General features: G+C 36.0%; 19 protein-coding genes and 1 pseudogene. 16 read left to right on the top strand and 4 right to left on the bottom strand.

Annotated elements, in window-relative coordinates:
* Positions 1-81: 81 nt before the first annotated feature.
* A pseudogene (locus B5X64_RS23265) lies at positions 82-1,095 on the top strand (MFS transporter); the annotation flags it as partial.
* A 364-nt stretch (positions 1,096-1,459) separates the two neighbouring features.
* On the opposite strand, the gene B5X64_RS16080 reads toward B5X64_RS23265, so the two are convergent.
* A complete protein-coding gene (locus tag B5X64_RS16080) occupies positions 1,460-2,368 on the bottom strand; it encodes a helix-turn-helix domain-containing protein (protein WP_079466207.1) in 909 nt (302 codons plus the stop codon).
* Positions 2,369-2,544: 176 nt separating this feature from the next.
* Here B5X64_RS16080 and B5X64_RS16075 point away from each other — a divergent pair, with 176 nt between their 5' ends.
* From B5X64_RS16075 to B5X64_RS16055, 5 genes are all read left to right on the top strand, one after another.
* Complete coding sequence (locus tag B5X64_RS16075) at positions 2,545-3,366, top strand: SDR family NAD(P)-dependent oxidoreductase (protein WP_079466206.1); 822 nt, start codon at positions 2,545-2,547, stop codon at positions 3,364-3,366.
* Between the two features lie 118 nt (positions 3,367-3,484).
* Positions 3,485-4,813: an alpha/beta hydrolase family protein gene (locus tag B5X64_RS16070; protein ID WP_079466205.1), complete on the top strand. Its 1,329-nt coding sequence runs from the start codon at positions 3,485-3,487 to the stop codon at positions 4,811-4,813.
* Positions 4,814-4,833: 20 nt separating this feature from the next.
* A complete protein-coding gene (locus B5X64_RS16065; protein WP_079466204.1) occupies positions 4,834-6,054 on the top strand; it encodes an MFS transporter in 1,221 nt (406 codons plus the stop codon).
* Between the two features lie 96 nt (positions 6,055-6,150).
* On the top strand, positions 6,151-7,566 hold the full coding sequence (locus B5X64_RS16060) for an aldehyde dehydrogenase family protein (protein WP_079466203.1): 1,416 nt from the start codon (positions 6,151-6,153) through the stop codon (positions 7,564-7,566).
* A gap of 66 nt (positions 7,567-7,632) precedes the next feature.
* Positions 7,633-8,418 (top strand): helix-turn-helix domain-containing protein, encoded by a 786-nt coding sequence (locus tag B5X64_RS16055; RefSeq protein ID WP_079466202.1) that lies wholly within the window; start codon positions 7,633-7,635, stop codon positions 8,416-8,418.
* A gap of 25 nt (positions 8,419-8,443) precedes the next feature.
* On the opposite strand, the gene B5X64_RS16050 is transcribed toward B5X64_RS16055, so the two are convergent.
* Together B5X64_RS16050 and B5X64_RS16045 are read right to left on the bottom strand one after the other, a co-directional pair.
* Entirely contained in the window at positions 8,444-9,346 is a 903-nt protein-coding gene (locus tag B5X64_RS16050) for a helix-turn-helix domain-containing protein (protein WP_079466201.1), read from the bottom strand.
* Between the two features lie 44 nt (positions 9,347-9,390).
* The gene (locus B5X64_RS16045) at positions 9,391-10,194 is read right to left on the bottom strand and encodes an SDR family oxidoreductase (protein ID WP_079466200.1); all 804 of its coding nucleotides are present in this window, start codon (positions 10,192-10,194) and stop codon (positions 9,391-9,393) included.
* A 315-nt stretch (positions 10,195-10,509) separates the two neighbouring features.
* On the opposite strand from B5X64_RS16045, the gene B5X64_RS16040 reads away from it, so the two are divergent.
* From B5X64_RS16040 to B5X64_RS16025, 4 genes are all read left to right on the top strand, one after another.
* Positions 10,510-11,241, top strand: coding sequence for a hypothetical protein (locus tag B5X64_RS16040; RefSeq protein ID WP_079466199.1), 732 nt, complete (start codon positions 10,510-10,512; stop codon positions 11,239-11,241).
* Positions 11,242-11,301: 60 nt separating this feature from the next.
* The gene (locus tag B5X64_RS16035; protein ID WP_079466198.1) at positions 11,302-11,841 is read left to right on the top strand and encodes a carboxymuconolactone decarboxylase family protein; all 540 of its coding nucleotides are present in this window, start codon (positions 11,302-11,304) and stop codon (positions 11,839-11,841) included.
* Between the two features lie 194 nt (positions 11,842-12,035).
* Positions 12,036-12,860, top strand: a complete 825-nt coding sequence (locus tag B5X64_RS16030) for an SDR family NAD(P)-dependent oxidoreductase (protein ID WP_079466197.1) — start codon at positions 12,036-12,038, stop codon at positions 12,858-12,860.
* 85 nt (positions 12,861-12,945) lie between these two features.
* Positions 12,946-13,836, top strand: a complete 891-nt coding sequence (locus tag B5X64_RS16025) for a helix-turn-helix domain-containing protein (protein ID WP_079466196.1) — start codon at positions 12,946-12,948, stop codon at positions 13,834-13,836.
* Positions 13,837-13,901: 65 nt separating this feature from the next.
* Here the strand turns inward: B5X64_RS16025 and B5X64_RS16020 are convergent, their stop codons facing one another.
* The gene (locus B5X64_RS16020) at positions 13,902-14,258 is read right to left on the bottom strand and encodes a winged helix-turn-helix transcriptional regulator (protein WP_079466195.1); all 357 of its coding nucleotides are present in this window, start codon (positions 14,256-14,258) and stop codon (positions 13,902-13,904) included.
* A 101-nt stretch (positions 14,259-14,359) separates the two neighbouring features.
* Between B5X64_RS16020 and B5X64_RS16015 the strand changes: the two genes are divergently transcribed.
* From B5X64_RS16015 to budA, 6 genes are all read left to right on the top strand, one after another.
* Positions 14,360-15,253, top strand: a complete 894-nt coding sequence (locus B5X64_RS16015) for an MBL fold metallo-hydrolase (RefSeq protein WP_079466194.1) — start codon at positions 14,360-14,362, stop codon at positions 15,251-15,253.
* A gap of 161 nt (positions 15,254-15,414) precedes the next feature.
* Positions 15,415-16,491: an L-dopachrome tautomerase-related protein gene (locus B5X64_RS16010; protein WP_079466192.1), complete on the top strand. Its 1,077-nt coding sequence runs from the start codon at positions 15,415-15,417 to the stop codon at positions 16,489-16,491.
* A gap of 29 nt (positions 16,492-16,520) precedes the next feature.
* Complete coding sequence (locus B5X64_RS16005) at positions 16,521-17,459, top strand: NADP-dependent oxidoreductase (RefSeq protein ID WP_079466191.1); 939 nt, start codon at positions 16,521-16,523, stop codon at positions 17,457-17,459.
* 23 nt (positions 17,460-17,482) lie between these two features.
* Positions 17,483-18,613 carry an L-dopachrome tautomerase-related protein gene (locus B5X64_RS16000; protein WP_079466190.1) on the top strand — a complete coding sequence of 377 codons (1,131 nt, stop codon included), beginning with the start codon at positions 17,483-17,485 and terminating at the stop codon, positions 18,611-18,613.
* Positions 18,614-18,630: 17 nt separating this feature from the next.
* On the top strand, positions 18,631-19,044 hold the full coding sequence (locus tag B5X64_RS15995) for a cupin domain-containing protein (RefSeq protein WP_079466188.1): 414 nt from the start codon (positions 18,631-18,633) through the stop codon (positions 19,042-19,044).
* Positions 19,045-19,086: 42 nt separating this feature from the next.
* Positions 19,087-19,890, top strand: a complete 804-nt coding sequence (budA, locus tag B5X64_RS15990) for an acetolactate decarboxylase (protein ID WP_079466186.1) — start codon at positions 19,087-19,089, stop codon at positions 19,888-19,890.
* Positions 19,891-20,117: the final 227 nt, after the last annotated feature.

Genomic DNA, 20,117 nt, shown 5'->3' with positions numbered 1-20,117 from the left:
TTTGGTGTCATCGGCATCTTGCCTCAGATTGCTGACTATTACAAAATAAATATAGCAACGGCAGGCTAATTATTAAGTGCATTCGCATTAACGATTGCGCTTACAGGGCCATTTATGGTCTTGTATCTTTCAAAATTTGACAAGAAGAAAATTATGATGTATGCTCTTGGATTGTTCTTGATCTCAAATTTCTTCTCAAGTTTCAGCCCACCCTTCTGGTTGCTGATGATACTTAGAATATTGCCAACACTTCTGCATCCGGCTTTCTTTTCAATGGTCATTGCAGCTGCGACCAAAGATGCTTCTCCTCAAATGCAGATGAGATTGACCAGTATTATTATCGGTGGAATTGCACTTGCTCAGGTAACTTTGATCCCTTTCACCACATTTATAGCAAGTATTTATTCCTGGCAGTGGAGTTACGTTATTCAAGGATTATTGATCTTGATAACACTGATCAGCATTTATAAATATTTGCCTTCGATGCCTGACCAAGAAGTGAGGTCTTTTAAAAGCCAAGTGGGTATTTTGACAAGACCAAAGTTCATTGCTGGAACGGCAGTAAATCTACTGCTAATCACTGCATGGTTCTGCTCATACAGTTATTTTGCAGATTATTTGTCGAGAGATAAAGGATTAAGTACACAGGAAATCAGTTATATGCTTTTATTATTTGGTGTAATGGGTGTGATCTCAAACTTTTTGGCAGGTCGCTTATTAGGGAAGTATATGATCTGGACCACTTTGTTTTTCCTTGCTGGTACGTTTCTTCTTCCATTTGCATTTCAATATACAGATGGCTCAATGCTCAGCATAGCAGTCGTGGTCGGATTTTGGGGAATTATGTACGGACCTTGTTTCCTGATAGGTGTCGGGCATATGGTATCGGCAGCGTCAGATGCAAAGGAATTTGCTAATAGTTTGCAGACATCATTTGGAAATCTAGGAGTTTCATTAGGTACTGCTACCGGAGGTTGGTTTATTAGTCAGTATGGAATATCCGCTACACCTTGGGTGGGTGTTGGATTTGGTCTACTGGCGCTTATTTTTATTTTTTGGAGAGCCTGGCTTGATAGAGATTTAAGTGAGAAATAGGTGTCATTTACTAAAAATTATTTTTTTGTGTTTCGAACCTAAATTTATTAAAGCAATAAAAAATGCTAATCTGGCTTATTCCGGAATCAAAAACAAAAAAAAATGGCTCCAATTTAGATTAAATTGGAGCCATTTAGATGTTTGTGAACTTGACAGGACTCTATTTAAACTATTTATCAGAGGATATTAATAGTATATTACAGGTTATCAACAACTTACAATGAACTCATTTTTAAAGATATGATAAAAATAAAATAATGATAAATGGACATACTATAAAATAGATCAGCTTACATTGCGCTCTCGCTACAGCTTTTAGTTATATCGTATTTTGTCATATATGTAATATCACAGCCAAAAAGAATTAGATATTAACTTTATCTCGAAACTGTATAGGCGTTACCCCCACAATCTTCTTAAATAGTCTCGTAAAATAAGAAGGACTTTCAAATCCCAAATCATAGGCAATTCCAGCAACATTGTTTTCTGAACTTAATAATAGATTTTTCGCTTCCTTAATGAGATAAATATGAATATGTTCAAGAGCCGTTTTACCGGTTTCCTGTCTTAAAACATCACTTAGATATCGGGTTGATACAGAAAGTTTTCCGGCCATATAATTTACAGTGGGTAAACCTTCTCTTAAATGCAAATCTTTTTCAAAATAAGCATCCACTATTTTTTGGAACTTTTTTACCATTGTTCCGGAAACATTCAAACTTCTGTCGATAAATTGTCTTTTGTAGAATCGGTCAGAATATTTAAGAATGGAATCAATGTGAGAAAGAATAATTTCACGACTGAATTCATCCGAATTTTCATCGTATTCTTTTCTAATTTTATCGTACAGTTCCCACATTATCAATTCCTCAGCCGGTGAAAGATGTAAAGCTTCATTAATCTCATATTCGAAATATCCATATTTTTTGATTTGCTCAAAAAGCGGATGTCCCGCAAGATAATCTTCGTGAAAAAACATCACAAAACCCTTTTCTGCAAACTGAACATTGCTCACTTCAATAATTTGTCTTGGCTTCATAAAAACCGTAGAACCATTGCTGTGGTCATATTTCGTTTTGCCATAGAGAACATAACCAGACCTGATCTTTTTTAAAGCCACCATATAAAAATCTCCGGTAAACTTGTCTTCTCCTACGGAGTAAGTCATCAATTCTTTGCAGGTCATCAAACTTAATAAAGGATGTTTTGGAGTTTCAAAACCGCTCTTCTTGTGGAGCTCGGTAATGCTTTTGTAATGGTTGATTTTTTCCATAGTCAGTTTTAAATCAAAGGTTAATAGTTTTAAATCTTAATTATTCCAGGCAGCATAAAAAATGGTTTCGTATTTCTGTGCTATTCTTCCGCTGATTTGGGTTAGACCATCAGCATTAGGTTGAGATAACTTTGTCCTATCAAAATTAAACAATTAACAATTAAAATTTTAACAAAATGCAAAAAACAATTTTTATCACAGGAGCATCAAGAGGATTCGGAAAACTTTGGACAGAAGCTTTTCTTAAAAGGGGAGACAAAGTAGCTGCAACATCTAGAAACGCAGATGCTTTTAGAGATCTGGCTGAACAATATGGCGACCAATTTTTACCTCTTTCTTTAGATATTACAGACAGAAAATCAGTTTATGAAACCGTGCAAAAAGCAAAAGACCATTTCGGAGGTTTAGATGTGGTCATTAATAATGCAGGTTACGGCGTTTTCGGAGCGGTTGAAGAAGTTGGGGAGAAAGTCACAAAAGACGTTTTCGAAGCCAATGTTTTTGGAACACTTTGGGTAACTCAAGCAGCTTTGCCAATTTTCAGAGAACAGGGTAGTGGGCACGTTATTCAGCTTTCAAGTGTTCTCGGAGTTTGGAGTTTACCGACGTTAGGGATTTACAACGCAACTAAATTTGCTGTAGAAGGTTTCAGCGAAGCTTTGGCAAGTGAAGTGAAAGATTTTGGAATAAATGTTACGATGATTGAGCCGAATGGTTATACAACAGATTTTGGCGGGACATCTGCAGTTTATGGCGATGCAATTCCTGCTTATGATGCTTTAAAATCAACTTTAGGAGAAATGGAAGGTCTTTTACCTGAAGATTACGGAAAACCGGAAGCGACCGTTCCAGCAATTCTTAAATTAATCGACAGCGATAATCCTCCATTGCGTTTATTTTTAGGAAAATTAGGATTGCCAAAAACGGAACGTGTCTACGCAGAAAAAATCCAGACCTGGACAGACTGGAAAGAGGTTTCTGAGGCAGCACACGGATAAACATATCAAACAATGATATAAGAAACTGAAAATTTCATCAAAATCAATTTCAATGTAAAGAAGTGATTTTGATGAAATTTTGCTCTTTATATTCAATCCAAAATTTAAAAAAATCCAAATGAAAATAAATCAATCACCAAAAAAAATAATTGCCGGTAGTATCTTATTTTTATTACAAACCATCTTTCTATTGACTGTATTTTTATTGTTATATGGAGTGTGCATCTATTTCACCAATGGCTTTGGTCAAGGTAAGCTCGCAGCGGTTTTAAGTATTGCAGTGGTCATAATTTTTTATGTTACATTAAGGAAAATCAATTGGTTAAAGTCAACTGTAAAAAAACTTGGCTGGATTTTCTCACTTCTGATTTTTTTAATATTTGTAATCTATACATTAATTCCTGTAGGATCTTCTGATGTTGTTCAGAAAGAAAAAGACTTCGCAAATGTTCCTACACAATTTTGGAATTTAAAAACAGGAAGTAGGATTGCCTATTATAAACTTTCAGCTTCTGCAAACGTTCCTAAAAAAGAAACACCAATCATCTTTTTACACGGTGGTCCGGGTGCTTACACACGGCAAATGGAAATCAATTTCTTTTCCGAGTTTACTAAAGAAGGTTATGATGTCTACTTATATGATCAGGCAGGCGCGGGTAGAAGTGAGTTTTTACCAAAAGAACAGTATTCCCATCAACGAAATATAAAAGATTTTGAGGCCATTACAGAAGTAATAAACGCGAAAAAATATATCGTCATCGGACAATCTTATGGAGGTTCTTTATTGGCTCATGTAGTATCTGATAAAAAGATCAGCAAAAGAATTTTTAAGGCAATATATGCCGAACCTGGAGTTACACTTCAAAGCGATATTCCTGATGACCAAAGAATTTTTTCAAATTCAAAACCTGTTGCAGTGAGTGATGTCTCATTACCCGTTCGTGTAATGATTTCCTTATTAATTAATCCAAAAGGAAATTTTGCCTCTCAAAATGAAATTGTGAATTATCTTAAAGATCATCCAGATTTAATTCAGAGCTTATTTGCAGAGGCTTATCCTAAAATTGATAGTGCCAGGATGCCCAAAGCAGATATCGGAGTCATCAATTTTTCTGTTAACCAAATCATTAAGTCAGAAGTTAATTTTTACGCTTCAAAAAAAGTGTTAGCTGAAAATTATCAGAAGTACAATGTTCCTTCTATGTTATTAATCGGCGAAAGCTCTTACATCGAAAGAAATGCTCCTATGGATTTGCTGGCTATTAATCCTAACATTACGAGAGTACAGTATGTGAAAGGCGTTGGTCATTTGCTTTGGAACGGATTAGATGATAATAATCAAAGGGTTAAAAAAGTTATTGACGATTTTTTAAACGATCATATTTCGGACATTCCTAATTATCCAGCCAAAAAGGATATTGATGTTTTTTATAAAAGAAAACTATAACCCATTAATCGAAAAATATTATGAAAACACAAAACTTAAAATATCTTCACATCAGCACTTTGCTGGCATTTATACTGATTCCTTTAGGAGGTTTGACGACAGATATTTACATTCCATCATTGCCGGCAATGTCGAAAGATTTGAATGTATCGATGCAGCAGGTGCAACTTTCTTTACTGCTTTTTATGGTCAGTTCCGGTTTCAGTCAGCTTTTTATAGGAAGTATTCTGGACAGTTTTGGAAGATACAGTATTAATATTTTTGCCCTCATTATTTTTTCATTGGCGAGTTTTACGATTGCTGCGGTACCAGATATCTACGTTATTTATGCGATGAGAATTATCCAGGGAATCACGGTTTCGTTGATAATTGTCGGGAAAAGAGCCTTCTTTGTCGATATGTATAAAGGCGAAAAGCTGAAACATTACACCAGTCTATTTTCCATCGTCTGGGCTACAGCTCCTATTGTCGCTCCGTTTATCGGCGGTTATCTGCAGGTGCATTTGGGGTGGCAATCCAATTTTTATCTTTTAGGTATTCTCACGGTGACGGTTTTGATTTTTGAGCTGAGATTCACAGGAGAGTCTTTAAAAAACTTCCAGCAATTCAAGAGAAAAGAAATTTCTGCAGTTTATAAAAAGATGTTGGGAACACCGGATTTTATATTGGCTTTAATGATTATAGGGCTCAGCTATTCACTTTTAGTGATTTATGGAATGGCAAGTCCTTTTATTATCGAAAAAGTGTATGGCTATACGCCGGTAGTGACGGGCTACAGTTCTTTAGCCTCTGGAATTGCGTTGATGAGTGGAGGGATTATTTCTAAATTATTAATTAAAAAAGGATTATTCCTAAAAATTAGTACGGCTGTTTTTATTCAAATCATAATAGCAGTTTTGATGCTCATCATTACCTCAAAGTATGACAGTTTAATTTTCCTTTTAGCATTTACTTTATCGATTCATTTACTTTCCGGATTTATTTTCAACAATGCTTACGCTTACAGTTTACAGAGATTTACAACCAACGCAGGAATTGCCAGCGGACTGACTGGTGGAGGTGTTTATATAGTAAGTTCATTAGTTGGATATGGTTTGATTAATATATTTGACATCAAAAATATTCAGACTTTATCCTTGGTCAATCTCTTAATAGTCTCTCTACTGCTAATCAGTATTTTGTTGTTCAGAAGGGCTACATCCAGAGGCAAAGAAATTCCAGAACATTTGGTTAAAAATTGATATTCGAAATGACCTTTTTTACAAACCAATTTTGAGCTTTTCTACAAAGTTAAAGATAAATCATCGTCCTAAATTTGTTTCATTAAAATCATCAAAATGAAAACAGTAAATAAAATCTACATCAACGGCGAATTTGTAACGCCTCACGGAGCAGAAATTTTCGACCTTATCAATCCTTCCAATAATCAAAAGATTGGCGAAGTGATATTGGCTGACGAAACCGACACGAAAAATGCAATCGCTGCCGCCAAAGAAGCTTTTAAAACATTTTCTAAATCAACGGTGACTGAACGAATCGATTATTTAACAAAACTAAAAGTAGCAGTCGAAAAAAGACAGCAGGATTTCATCGACATCATGATTGAAGAATACGGCGGCACTCATCAATTCGTCACAATGAGCATTAAATATACGGGCGCTTGGTTCGACAGTATGATTGAAGTGCTTAACACCTATGAATTCGAGAAAGCTATTAATTCTTCATTGGTTAAACTACAACCCGTCGGCGTAGTCGGAATCATAACTCCCTGGAATGCCAGCAACAGTTCGGTTTGCAGTAAAGTAGCAACAGCCATTGCCGCAGGATGTACTGTTGTCATCAAACCGAGCGAAATGAGCGCTTTGCAGACACAAGTTTTGATGGAAGCTTTTCACGATGCAGGTTTGCCAAAAGGTATCATCAATTTTGTAACAGGTTTGGGGAATGTGGTCGGAGCTGAATTAACCGGCAATCCAGATGTTTCCAAAATTTCTTTCACAGGTTCTACCGCAGTCGGAAAATTGATTGCAAAAACAGCTGTTGACATAATGAAACGGGTCACTTTGGAATTGGGCGGAAAATCTCCAAACATTATTCTTGATGATGCAGATTTGGACAAAGCAGTTCCGATGGCCGTTTACGGCGCTTATATGAACAGTGCCCAGGCGTGCATTGCTCCGACAAGACTTTTGGTTCCGGAAAATAGACTCGACGAAGTCAATGCAATTGCCAAAACAGTTGCTGAAAATATTGTGGTGGGCTTGCCTCAAAACGAAAACACCAATATTGGTCCGATGGTCAGCGTAAAACAGTTCGACAGAGTTCAAAATTATATCAAAATAGGATTGGAAGAAGGTGCAACATTACTTGCAGGCGGCGAAGGAAAACCCGAAGGTCTTGAAGAAGGAAACTTCGTGAAAGCAACCATCTTCACCAATGTGAACAACAAAATGAGAATAGCTCAGGAAGAGATTTTCGGTCCCGTCTTGTCCATCATTCCGTACAAAACTGAACAGGAAGCGATAGAAATAGCCAACGATTCACCTTATGGATTGGCAGCTTACGTCAGTTCAGCTGATGAAGACAGAGCAATGCGTGTTGCTTCTCAAGTTGATGCTGGAAGAATCTGTATCAATGGCTTTAGCCACGACCCCTTGGTGCCGTTCGGCGGTTTCAAACAATCGGGAATTGGAAGAGAATACGGCGCCTATGGTTTGGAAGCTTATCTTGAACCAAAAGCAATTTTGAGATAATAATTTGTAAATTTGATAAAGCGTTATCGCCACAGATAACGCTTTTCTTTTAATAATCATTACAAGATGGAAACACCAGATATAGTTTACTCCTGCTACCACGAACTGAGCAGAAAGGGCGAAAATTTCGTTCCGAAACACACGCTTTCGTATCAGATTTCGGGTAGTTTTATGTTGGCGGATGACAAAGAAAATTATACAGTGAATTCTGGGGATTTCAATTTAATCAGAAAAAACCAATTGGTTAAATTTGTCAAGATTCCTCCTGAAAATGGCGTATTTGAAAGTATGAATATTTATTTGAGTGATGAAAATCTAATCAATTTTTCAAAAGAATATCATTTAGAAGCAGAACATTCTGTTGCTACTAGACCTCTTATTCCAATTGAGGTCAATGCGGTTCTTCAGAATTTTATGACTTCATTAAAAACTATTCTTGAAAGTGATTTGAAAAACCAAGCTCTAATAGACTTAAAGATAAAAGAACTTCTTCTAATTTTACTGCAAACGAAACCTGAACTGAAAGATATTCTGTTCGATTTCTCAGAGCCATTTAAAATTGATTTGGAAGCGTTTATGAATCAAAACTACCGCTACAATGTTAATCTCGAGCGTTTCGCTTATTTGACGGGAAGAAGTCTTGCCACTTTCAAGCGTGATTTTGAAAAAGTATTTCAAACTTCGCCCCACAAATGGATCTTACAAAAACGATTGAATGAAGCACATTTCCTTATGAAAGAAGGCAAATCTGCATCAGACATTTTTGTTGATTTAGGTTTCGAGGACCTTTCGCATTTTTCTTATGTTTTTAAAAAGCAGTTTGGTCACAGTCCGACGAAAATTGAGGTTTAAGAATATTTGATAAAATTAAAAACTTCTAATTTTTCCTGAAATGAAGTGGCGATAACCCAGTCTTCGTTTTAAAAATTTTTGTAAAATGAGAAGGATGTTCAAACCCGAGTTCATACGCAATTTCGCTGATGGATTTTGATGTTCCAAGCAATAGGTTTTTTGCTTTATCAACCAACTTGAGATGAATGTGTTCAATCGTTGTTTTCCCGGAATATTTCGTGAGAAGGTCAGATAAATAATTAGATGAAAGATGAAGTTTTTCTGCGAAATATTTTACTTCAGGAATGCCTTTGTCAATCAGATTTTCATCATCAAAATACTGATTGAGCAAATGTTCAAAATCCTGAAGAATATCGCTGCTCACTTTTGACCTTGTAAAAAACTGCCTTTCGTAGAAACGGTCGCAATAGTTGAGAAGTAGCTGAATATTATTTAAAATTAAACCTTGTGTGTGCCGGTCGATGTTTTTAGAATATTCTGTTTCAATGGTAGAAATTATCGTCGCAAGCGTTTTCTTTTCCTCATCAGAAACGTGCAGTGCTTCATTACTTCCGTAATCGAAAAAAGTATAGTTCCGAATCTTTTTACCCAATTCGGAAACATAAATAAAATCCGGATGAAACGCCAAAAACCAACCTTCCTCAATTTCAGTATCAGCACTTGGCTGCATTACCTGGTCAGGTGCAGTGAACATCAAAGCGCCTTCCTGAAAATCATAATCTGAGCGGCCATATTTCAATCTGCCGTGGAATTTTTTGTAAACAACCGTATACAAATTCAGATGATAAAAATGATGGGCAAAATCCACATCTTTTCTCTTTATTTTTGTAAGGTCGATTATAGTAACCATCGGATGTTTCGGACTTTCAAGACTGTAATAATGATGTAGGTCTGCAATCGAGTGGATATTGATGAATGATTCCGGCATTTTCTTGGAATTTGTAATGATAAATTTAAATCTTTTTTCAGAGATTATTCCTGCATCAGTTTTAAAAAATCTTCTTCGGAATTTTTGTTTTTCAAATCGATATAGAACTTTGCATCGTCTCCAATAGAATATCTCAATTTGTGTTGATTATCTGTTGCCGCTTCAAAAATTGTTTCTGCAACTTCTTCTGTTGTCGCTTTTGGTAAATGTTCCGTACGTTTTGTAAACTTTGGAATGAAGGCCGCCAATTCGGGATTGTAATCTTCAATCGTATTCTGAATCATCTCCATACCGTTTCTGAAATTGGTCGCAACGCTTCCGGGTTCCACAATTTTAACGGAAATTCCAAAAGATGACAATTCAAAATGTAAGGCTTCCGAAAAACCTTCGACTGCAAATTTCGAACTGTTGTATAAACTGGCAAATGGTCCTGCTGTTACACCTCCGAAAGATGAAATATTGATGACAACCCCGCTTTTTTGTTTTCTCATCGCAGGCAAAACAACTTTGGTCATATTCATCAAACCAAAAACATTGACTTCGAATTGCTTTTGAATCTGATTTTCGTCCGAAGACTCGAATACGCCCATCAAGCCGTAACCTGCGCTGTTGATGAGAACATCAATCGAGTTGAATTTTTCCAATCCTTGCTCAACACACTTTCTGATATTTTCCAAATCTGTAACATCCAGTTTCACCAAAAGTAGATTATCACCGTTTGTTAATTCTTCTTCTTTTTCAGGAGAACGCATTGCGGCAATAACATTCCAGCCTTGGTTTTGAAACAATTTCGCAGATGCTTTTCCGAATCCTGATGATGCTCCTGTTATTAATACTGTCTTTTTCATATGTAGATTTTATTGTTTTAAGTTGTCATATGTTATCGCCTTAATTTTTATCGGTGTTTGAGTGCAACGTTTGCTAATGGCGATTTCATAATAAATGATTTAATATTTCTGAGTACAAATTTCTTTCAAACCGCTGTAGATGATTTGATGATTATAGGGAAACACTTATACATTTCTCTGATTTTCAAAACTGAATGTATTTCTGTGCTATTCTTCCGCTCAAATGGGCAAGAAAGTCGAGGTATGGTTGACCGAACTTTGTCTCAACAAAATGAAACATTTAACAATCATTATTAACAATAAAAAATTAAGACAATGAATACTTCAACACAGGAATTAGTAAACACAGTAATTAAAGCGCACGGTGGAGAAAGTGCTTCAAAATTTCAAAATGTAAAAATCCATACCAATATTGGTGGTTTGGTTTGGGGAATGAAAGGTTATGAAAATCCATTGGAGGATGTCATCTTCGAAGGTTCTCTGACTGAACAGAAAAGCGGCTGGAAAAACATTTTTAAAGAAGGTTATAAATCTACTTTTGAACCCAATAAAGTTCAGCTTTTTGATGAAAACGGAAATTTGATTGACGAATTAATTAATCCGAGAGAATCTTTCGAAGTTCATACAGTAGAAACACCTTGGACGAGAGCTCAACTGATTTATTTTTCCAGCTATGCAACGTGGAATTACACCACAACACCATTCAATTTTCTGATTCCTGGCGTTGAAATCAACCAACTCGATTCCTGGAATGAAAACGGCGAAATTTTGGACAGATTAGAAGTGATTTATCCTGAAGGTTTTGCCACACACAGCAAACGTCAGATATTCTATTTCAATGAAAATGGATTATTGAAACGCCAAGATTACTGGCCTGAAGTTTTGGGTGGTTCTTCTGCTACACAAATTATTGAGGACTATAAAAATTTCAATGGCGTGAATACCGGAACTAAAAGAAATATCTATGTTCTGAACGATTCTGACAACTCTTATAATACAGATTTCAGTTTGGTAACCATCGATATTTTGGATGTGACTTTCGAATAAAAAAATCAATTGAATAAATAATAATTAACATTAAATCAAAATCAAAATCAAAATCAAAAAATGAAAACAATTACAGTTCCAGGCAAAGAACAACTTTCAGCAGAATCCCAAACTATTCTTGAATCCGTTGAGAAAAAAATGGGAAAAATTCCAAATCTTTATGCCACAATCGGCTATTCTTCGTCAGCACTAAAAGCAATGCTGGAAACCGAAGCTACGCTTTCTCACGATTCATCGTTTACAGCAAAAGAAAGAGAGGCCATCAATCTGATTGTTTCCCAGGTCAACGATTGTGATTACTGTCTGGCAGCTCACACAACGATTGCTAAAATGAGAGGATTTACAGAAGAGGAATCGATTGCCATCAGAAAAGCAGAATATTCAGATTCTAAATTAAATTCAGTAATAAAATTAGCAAAGTCAATTGCCGAAAACAAAGGTTCAGCCGAGGATTCTGAATTACAAAATTTCTTCGAAGCTGGTTACGATGAAAAAGCGTTGATTGATTTGACGGCTTTAATTGCTTTAAGAAGTTTTACCAATTATGTTTTTGCCAATACGCAGATTCCTGTTGATTTTCCCTTGGCGCAAGCGATTTGATAGTGTTTAAATAGTAGTGTTTAGTTTAACAAGGAAGTCTTTTGATGAAAATCAAAGGGCTTTTTTTTCATTCAGTTAAAATTAAAAAAATATTATCAACGTCATTTTGTGCTATTAATTCGCTGAAACGGACTACCTAAATTTTTAAGTTGAAACTAACTTTGTCTCAGAAAATAACACTAAAAAATAAAACAATGAGCAAAGTAATTTTTATAACAGGCGCATCAAAAGGATTTGGAAAACTATGGGCAGAAGCAATGTTGAAAAGGGGCTATAAAGTAGCAGGAACCGCAAGAAATATTTCTGCTTTAGATGATTTGAAAGCGGAATATGGCGACCAGATTTTACAATTACAACTGGATGTCAACAACCGTTCAGAAGTTTTTGAAACGGTAGAAAAGATTGAAAAACATTTCGGGAGAATTGATGTTTTGATAAATAATGCCGGATTCGGATTATTCGGAACGACGGAAGAGACGACTGAACAACAAGCGAGAGACCAGATGGAAACGAACTTTTTCGGTTCACTTTGGGTGGCACAGGCGGTTTTACCGATAATGAGAAAGCAAAAAAGCGGTCATATCATTCAGGTTTCAAGCTTTTTGGGATTGACGACCATTCCGCTTTTAGGATTGTACAATGCATCAAAATTTGCAGTAGAAGGCTTGATTGAAACTTTGGGAAGCGAGACGGCTCATTTGGGAATCAAAACTACTTTGATAGAACCGAATGGTTTTGCTACAGATTGGGCTGGAGCATCGGCTGTTCAGACCTCTTCTGATATTAGAGATTACAATCCGGTGCGTTCTGCATTTGCGGAATCGGGCGACAATCCAGATACCTGGGGAAAACCGGAAGCTACCGTTCAACCGATTTTAGATGTAATTGACAATCAAAATCCTCCAAAAAGATTATTGTTCGGGAAAATCGCTTATCACGTTGTGAATGAGGTGTATAAAAAACGTCTGGAAGATATTGAGAACTGGAAAGAAGTGAGTATTTCAGCGCACGGACATTAAGATGAGAATATCTTTAGAAATAAAACTTTCATTTTTTGAAGATAAAATTCAGATATTATTTAAATTAGATTAAAATTAAAATCCAATGCAACATTATAAAACCTTGACCGAACTGCATTTGGGCAATACCTGGAGCGCTCCTGAACATCCGCTTTTCAGTATGATTGGTTGTCAATCAGAATGCACTTTGGGAAATCGGGAATTCACGACAGATTGTTACGTGATTGCTTTCAAGAGAATAAAATCCGGCGTTTTTATGTATGGCAGAATGCCCTACGACCACAACAACGGCAGTATGTTTTTCGCAAAACCACGCCAAATCATCGAAATGAAAGATTTGGAATTTGAAGAAACTGGCTATATGTTGATGATTCACGAGGATTATCTGAATGGTCACGAGCTTTTCAAAGAAATAGAAAAGTACAGCTTTTTTGATTATGAAGTGACCGAAGCGTTGCATCTTTCGCCAAAAGAAGAGCAGATTATTTTGGAACTTCACGAGAAAATCAAAGGCGAATATTTCAATAATCCCGATGAATATAGTCGTGAAATTATTCTCAGTCACATTTCATCAATATTGAAATATGCGCAACGTTTTTACAAAAGACAGTTTATCGACCGGGCACAGGTGACGGGGAAAACCGCTTCAAAATTCAATGATGCTTTGAAAAAATTCATCAGTGAAGGTCAGTTGGAAAAAAACGGACTTCCGAATGTAGCACAATTGGCTGACCAGCTCTTTGTTTCTCCACGATATTTGAGTGATTTATTGAAACAGGAAACCGGAAAAACTGCAATGGAACTCATTCATATCTTTCTAATTTCCGAAGCCAAAAATCTTTTAAGACTGAAGGAAAAAGGCATTACAGAAATTGCCTATGAATTAGGTTTTGAAAATGCTTCGTATTTTACAAGATTATTCAAAAAACAGACGGGAATGAAACCTCTGGAATTCAGAAATATGAATTTGAATTAAAATAATAAATATGATTGGTAATCAAATCCTCTAGTCATCGATTAGAGGATTTTTATGTTTGATTTCTAATTGCCAATGACCTTTTTTCGATGGTCTACACCCCAATTTTTGAGTTCCATAATTACCTTTTCCAAAGAAAGACCGTGTTCCGTAATTTCATATTCTACAGTCGGTGGAAAAGTGTCGTGAACTGTTCTTGTAATGAGGAAATTGGTCTCCAGTTCTTTTAGTTCTTTTGATAATACTTTATCAGTAATTTTTGGTATTTCCCTGGATATTTCTTTAAACCTTTTGCTACCAAAGGATAGAGAAACGATAATGGGAAGTTTCCATTTTCCTTTCAGAATTTCCAGTGCGTCCTGTATCGGAAGCATTATTTCCATACAAGTTTTTTGTTCTGTACCGTCGGTTACTTTAGCCATAATAAATGCAATACTTACCTTGAAGAAAGCGCTTTACAAAAGGATAGTTATATCTTTTGGAAAGCTGCTTTACATAATTTTGTTCCTGTAAATATATCAAAATGAATAATACAAAAAACATTAAAAATTCAGGATTCTTTAAATTCAACTTGGGAGAACTCAATTTGGCAGTAGTAACGGATGGTGTCATTGAGATAGAAAACATTCAGCCAATGTTTGCTCCAAATGTTCAAAAGCAGGAACTACAAAATTTCTTTACAAATAACCTGCTTCGGCAAGATAAAATAGAGCTTGCAGGAAATGTTCTCCTCATTCAAAAAGATGAAAAAAATATTCTTATCGATACAGGAAGTGGAGTAATGTTGTCTCCTTTGGGTGGGAAATTGATTGGAAATCTGAAAAACTTAGGGATTAGTCCTGAAGAAATTTCAGAAATTGTGTTTACGCACGCACATCCTGACCACATTGGAGGTGTGATCGACAAAAACGGCTTGTTAGTTTTTAAAAATGCCAACTATTACATTTCAGAAACTGAATATAACTTTTGGATGTCTGACGAACCGGATTTTTCAAGAGGTTCAAAAAATGAATTTTCTGAATTTGAAATTCAGTTTGCAAGACAACATTTCGAACCTTTAAAATCTAAGCTTAATTTTTATCAGGACCAGGATGAGTTATTTGGTTTTCTAAAACTTGAAAATGCTCCGGGACATACAGCTGGACATACCATAATTACCATTTCATCTGAAGGAGAAGAGTTGGTTCATATCGCTGATACTTTTCAGCACATTTTATTAATAGAGCATCCGGAATGGGGTAATCAGATTGATTCAGACTTTGCATTAGGCATTAAAACCAGAAAGCAGGTATTGGAAAAATTATCTGCAACAAAACAGTTGTTTTTTGGAGACCATCTCCCTTTTCCGGGTTTAGGCTTTATTCAAAAAACTGAAGAACGTTACCATTATTTACCCAAATCTTTCTACACAATATAATTTAAATTTTTCTAAATATCAGCTAATCCTCCTGACTTACGGGAGGATTTTTCATTTCAGGAAATCTGTGCTATTCTTTCGCTGAAATGAGCTATTTATTGGTGGCGAATCATTCTAAATTTGTCCTATCAAAATCATTGAAACAGATAAATTAAATTATTATGAAAACAAAAATACTTGCAGTGAGCCTATTTTTATCACTCTTCAATCCGGTAAATGCGCAACTACAAAAAGTGGCAGTTTCCAATACCGTTTGGAATGGCGTTACCACCAGCAAAGACGGAAGAATCTTTGTCAACTTCCCAAGAATCGAAGGAGATAACGGAATGAGAATCGGAGAAGTGCTGAAAAACGGAAAAGTGATTCCTTATCCCAATGAAAACTGGAACAACTGGAAAGTGGGAGCCGACGTGAATGAGAAATTTGTAAGAACCAATTCTTTGAGAATCGGGCCAGACGGATTGCTTTGGGTCGTAGATACCGGAACGCCGGCGATGGGACAAAATCCTTTGACTGGAAATGCTTCAAAATTGGTTTCAATCAATCTGAAAACCAATAAAATTGTTCAAATTATTCCTTTAGCTCAAGTTTCAAAAGCTTCCACATTTATTGATGATTTGAGAATTTCGGGTAATACAATTTATCTGACGGATGCAGGCGAACCGGCGTTAATTATTTTGGATAAAACGAAAGGAAAGGGAAGAAGGGTTCTGGAAAATCATCCCTCTACCGTTGACAATATTCCGATAAAAGCTGAAGGCGAGATAATGAAAGACAATGATGGAAATGAGGTGAGAATTCACGCTGACCAACTGGAAATTTCGCCCGATGGAAAATGGCTTTATTTTCAGCCTGCAAGTGGACCGCTCTGGAAAGTGGAAACACAATATCTGAATAATCCCAAAATCAGTGAAGCAGAACTTGAATCAAAGGTTTCATTATTCTACAACACCCCATCAACAGGCGGAACTGCCGTCGATGCAGACGGAAATATCTATGTGAGCGATGTTAATCTCAAACAAATCATCAAAATTACGCCTGACGGAAAGGAAAGTTTGGTCATCAAAGATGAAAGATTGCTTTGGGCAGATGCTTTATGGATTGATGATAACGGCTATTTGTGGATTCCGACTGGTCAATTGAATCGTTTGTCGGCATTTCAAAATGGAGTAAATAAAGTACAATTTCCGGTCACAATCTACAAACTAAAAATCGGAGCAAAACCAACAAGAAATTAAATTAAAAATTAACATTAAATAAAAATAGTATGAAAGCAATTGTTTTAAAAACAGCAGGAAACGTAGAAAATTTAGAATACGTTGAATTGGAAAAACCAAGCATCAAAGACGGAGAAGTTTTGGTAATAGTAAAAGCCATCAGCATCAATCCGGTGGATGTAAAAAGCCGTCAGGGAAAAGGAGTTTACGGAAGAATCAAAGAAGAAAATCCATTGATTTTGGGTTGGGATATTTCCGGAATCGTGGAAGAAAGTAAAAGTGAAACCTTTAAAGTAGGTGATGAAGTTTTCGGAATGGTCAATTTCCCGGGACACGGAAAAGCGTATGCTGAATTTGTAACAGCTCCGGCAAATCAACTGGCTTTAAAACCAAAAAATATTTCATTTGAAGAAGCTTCAGCAAGTACTTTGGTGGCGCTTACGGCATATCAGGCTTTGGTTCATAACGCCAATATTCAGAAGGGTCAAAATGTTTTGGTACACGCTGGTTCTGGTGGCGTTGGACATATTGCCGTACAATTGGCGAAACATTTGGGCGCCAATGTGACAGGAACTTCTTCCGCAAAAAACAAAGATTTTGTCTTGGGTTTAGGTGCAGATTCGCATATCGATTACCAAGGTTTTGATTGGAAATCAGCCGGAAGAACTTTCGATTTCGTCTTAGATACAATTGGCGGAGAAAACATCGACCATTCTCTGGAAGTAACCAAAGAAGGCGGTTCCATCATCAGTATTCCGACCGGATTGAATGAAGAAGTGACCGCAAAAGCAGAAGCAAAAGGCGTGAAAGGTTATTTTATTTTGGTACAGTCGAATGGCGAGGATATGAAACAAATCGCTCATCTTTTAGAAATTGGAGCCATCAAACCACACGTTTCAAAAACTTTTCCTTTTGAACAAATGAGAGAAGCTCATCTGGAACAAGAAACTGGAAGAACGGTTGGTAAAATCGTAGTGACCTTGTCATAAAATTAATAATAAAAATTAAAGAAATGAGCTTTAAAAATTTAGCAATGATAGGTGTTACGATGCTTTCGCTGATTGCCTGTAATAAATCGCCCAATCAAAATTCTGGTAAATCTGAAAACGGAATTTCAGCTGATAAAAATGCGAAATTGGAAGAAGTTTTCTCAGACAGTACATATCAGTTAACCGGCGTTGCGGTTTCAAAAGACAATCGGGTTTTTGTGAATTACCCTTACTGGCTTGATAATCATTCTTACTCAGTTGTTGAAATCAAAGATGGAAAACCTGTTCCGTATCCCAATGAAGAATGGAACAGCTTTAAAAAAGGAGAGGACGGACAGAATAAATTTGTGACGGTACAGTCTGTAGTGATCGATGATAAAGGATTTCTTTGGGTAGTCGACGCGGCAGGAATTGGTCTAGGAAAAGTGTATCAGCACAGTGCGAAGGTTTTAAAAATCAATTTAGCCACAAATAAAATTGAGAAAATCTACAGATTTCCGGAAAATGTGGTGTGTGAAGATGTTTACATCAATGATATTCGTATCGATAATCAGAATGGTTTTGCGTATTTGACCAATTCCAATACGGGCGGTCTTGTTGTTTTGAATATCAACAGCGGAGAATCGCGACTGGTTTTAGGAAATTCTCCATCGGTAAAATCTGACCCGAATTATCATTTTTCGCCCTTGGGAACTGAGCTTAAAAAAAGTGATGGTTCTCCGTTAAAAGTAAATTCTGACGGAATTGGGTTAACACCTGATAATCAATACATCTATTATAAGCCTTTAAGTGATAACCGTTTGTACAGAATTAAAACTGAGTTGCTGAGAGATTTCAAAACACCTGAAAATGTTTTAGAGAAAAATGTGGAAGATTTGGGCAAATTCATCACGACAGACGGAATGATTTTCGACAAAAATGGAAACCTTTATTTTGGGGATTTAGAGAAAAGTTCAATCGTTAAAATCACACCGGATTTAAAAATGCAAACCATTGTTCAGGACAAAGAAAAACTGATATGGCCCGACAGTTACAGCATTTCCGATGATGGTTATTTATACATTTCCAATTCGCAGATTCAGCTAATGCCTTGGTTTCATAACGGAAAAGAAGAATTCAAAAAGCCGTTTAAAGTTTTTAGAATTAAGATTTAAATCAAAAAATTAATAAAATGAAAAAAATAGTTTTAAGCTTAGCAAGCCTTACAGCGACGATGTTATCAGCACAAAATGTACAGACATTTACATTAAAAAAATTACCGTCAAAACCTGTTAATGAACTTCTAACCCGTGGAATGATTTCCGGAGAACAGGGAACCATCGGTTATTTTACCTACAAAAAGGGAGCGGTCGTTCCAACGCATCAACATATCAATGAGCAATATTCTTTAATCACAAAAGGAAGTGTAAAAGTAAAAATTCTGGACAAAGAATATATCGTGAAAGCAGGAGACGGAATCATCATTCCACCCAATGTGCCACACAGTTTCACGGCGTTGGAAGACGATACAATTGATATTGATTTTTTCACACCTTCCAGAACAGACTGGATTGAAGGGAAAGATAATTATTACGAGAAAAAATAATTTTGAATCTAATTTTAATCTAACAAACATTACAAAATTATTATGAAAAAAATATTTTTAAAACTCGCTTTACTGGTCGCAGTAGTGCCTTTGGTTTCGTGTACTGCAAAACAAATCAAAACCGCTAACAAAAAAAGTGCTCCAAATGACAGAATCTGGCATTATTCTACGATTGATGCGATGCGAAGAGGCATTTACGAAGGAACGCATACCGTAAAAGAATTAAAAGACCACGGAGATTTTGGATTGGGAACATTTAATCATCTCAATGGAGAACTCATTGCACTGGACGGAATAATCTATCGTATTCCGCCATCAGGAAAAGTAGAAGTTGCTTCGGAAGATTTGAAATCGCCTTTTACCTCGCTCACATTTTTCAAAGCAGATTTGGTGAAAACCATCAACTTTACAGGAACTTTTGAGGAATTGCAGGAAAAAATTCTACCAATGTTCTCCACTCAAAATTTACCGTACGCCATCAAGATAGAAGCCAAGTGGTCTGATATTACAGTGGGTGGAGCAGAACCAATTTCTCCTTCGGATACAACGGAACTTGCAACATTAATGAAAGCAAGACCTCAATATAAATCAGAAAATATAAAAGGAACGATGGTGGGTTATTTTACACCTTCTCTGTTAAGTAATATTGACCTTTCTCCGTTTCATTTTCATTTTATTTCGGACGACAGAACATTTGCGGGACATCTGATGTCAGGTCAACTCAAGAATGCTGAAATCAAAATTTATCTGAATGAGAAAAGTGGATATGATGTTGAATTATTGCGAGATAATGCAAGGTTCCGCCAGCTTAAGTTTGAGAGTAAAAGTGATTCTTCGGCTTATTAATAGATGAATTTTAAAATATAGATCTAGGGAAAGTTATTTTAAAATTTGTTAATCTTAATTAGGCTTATTCTGGAATCAAAAACAAAAAAAATGGCTCAATTTAGATTAAATTAGAGCCATTTGGATGTTTGTGACCTTAACGAGCGTATCTTCAAACACTTTTATAGATGATTTGGTTAGATTAAGCCAAATCAAGCAGGAGTTACAAACTCCATTCTTCTGTTGAA

The organism is Chryseobacterium balustinum (genome assembly GCF_900168205.1).
GTDB lineage: Bacteria > Bacteroidota > Bacteroidia > Flavobacteriales > Weeksellaceae > Chryseobacterium > Chryseobacterium balustinum.
Note: the sequence above shows the minus strand (reverse complement) of the source record. Positions and strands in the feature narration are given on the sequence as shown.

What these genes read in the sequence shown, in the direction of transcription:
- B5X64_RS16080 (WP_079466207.1), bottom strand. Translation starts at nt 2,368, where the DNA reads ATGGAAAAAATCAACCATTACAAAAGCATTACCGAGCTCCACAAGAAG.
- B5X64_RS16075 (WP_079466206.1), top strand. Translation starts at nt 2,545, where the DNA reads ATGCAAAAAACAATTTTTATCACAGGAGCATCAAGAGGATTCGGAAAA.
- B5X64_RS16070 (WP_079466205.1), top strand. Translation starts at nt 3,485, where the DNA reads ATGAAAATAAATCAATCACCAAAAAAAATAATTGCCGGTAGTATCTTA.
- B5X64_RS16065 (WP_079466204.1), top strand. Translation starts at nt 4,834, where the DNA reads ATGAAAACACAAAACTTAAAATATCTTCACATCAGCACTTTGCTGGCA.
- B5X64_RS16060 (WP_079466203.1), top strand. Translation starts at nt 6,151, where the DNA reads ATGAAAACAGTAAATAAAATCTACATCAACGGCGAATTTGTAACGCCT.
- B5X64_RS16055 (WP_079466202.1), top strand. Translation starts at nt 7,633, where the DNA reads ATGGAAACACCAGATATAGTTTACTCCTGCTACCACGAACTGAGCAGA.
- B5X64_RS16050 (WP_079466201.1), bottom strand. Translation starts at nt 9,346, where the DNA reads ATGCCGGAATCATTCATCAATATCCACTCGATTGCAGACCTACATCAT.
- B5X64_RS16045 (WP_079466200.1), bottom strand. Translation starts at nt 10,194, where the DNA reads ATGAAAAAGACAGTATTAATAACAGGAGCATCATCAGGATTCGGAAAA.
- B5X64_RS16040 (WP_079466199.1), top strand. Translation starts at nt 10,510, where the DNA reads ATGAATACTTCAACACAGGAATTAGTAAACACAGTAATTAAAGCGCAC.
- B5X64_RS16035 (WP_079466198.1), top strand. Translation starts at nt 11,302, where the DNA reads ATGAAAACAATTACAGTTCCAGGCAAAGAACAACTTTCAGCAGAATCC.
- B5X64_RS16030 (WP_079466197.1), top strand. Translation starts at nt 12,036, where the DNA reads ATGAGCAAAGTAATTTTTATAACAGGCGCATCAAAAGGATTTGGAAAA.
- B5X64_RS16025 (WP_079466196.1), top strand. Translation starts at nt 12,946, where the DNA reads ATGCAACATTATAAAACCTTGACCGAACTGCATTTGGGCAATACCTGG.
- B5X64_RS16020 (WP_079466195.1), bottom strand. Translation starts at nt 14,258, where the DNA reads ATGGCTAAAGTAACCGACGGTACAGAACAAAAAACTTGTATGGAAATA.
- B5X64_RS16015 (WP_079466194.1), top strand. Translation starts at nt 14,360, where the DNA reads ATGAATAATACAAAAAACATTAAAAATTCAGGATTCTTTAAATTCAAC.
- B5X64_RS16010 (WP_079466192.1), top strand. Translation starts at nt 15,415, where the DNA reads ATGAAAACAAAAATACTTGCAGTGAGCCTATTTTTATCACTCTTCAAT.
- B5X64_RS16005 (WP_079466191.1), top strand. Translation starts at nt 16,521, where the DNA reads ATGAAAGCAATTGTTTTAAAAACAGCAGGAAACGTAGAAAATTTAGAA.
- B5X64_RS16000 (WP_079466190.1), top strand. Translation starts at nt 17,483, where the DNA reads ATGAGCTTTAAAAATTTAGCAATGATAGGTGTTACGATGCTTTCGCTG.
- B5X64_RS15995 (WP_079466188.1), top strand. Translation starts at nt 18,631, where the DNA reads ATGAAAAAAATAGTTTTAAGCTTAGCAAGCCTTACAGCGACGATGTTA.
- budA (WP_079466186.1), top strand. Translation starts at nt 19,087, where the DNA reads ATGAAAAAAATATTTTTAAAACTCGCTTTACTGGTCGCAGTAGTGCCT.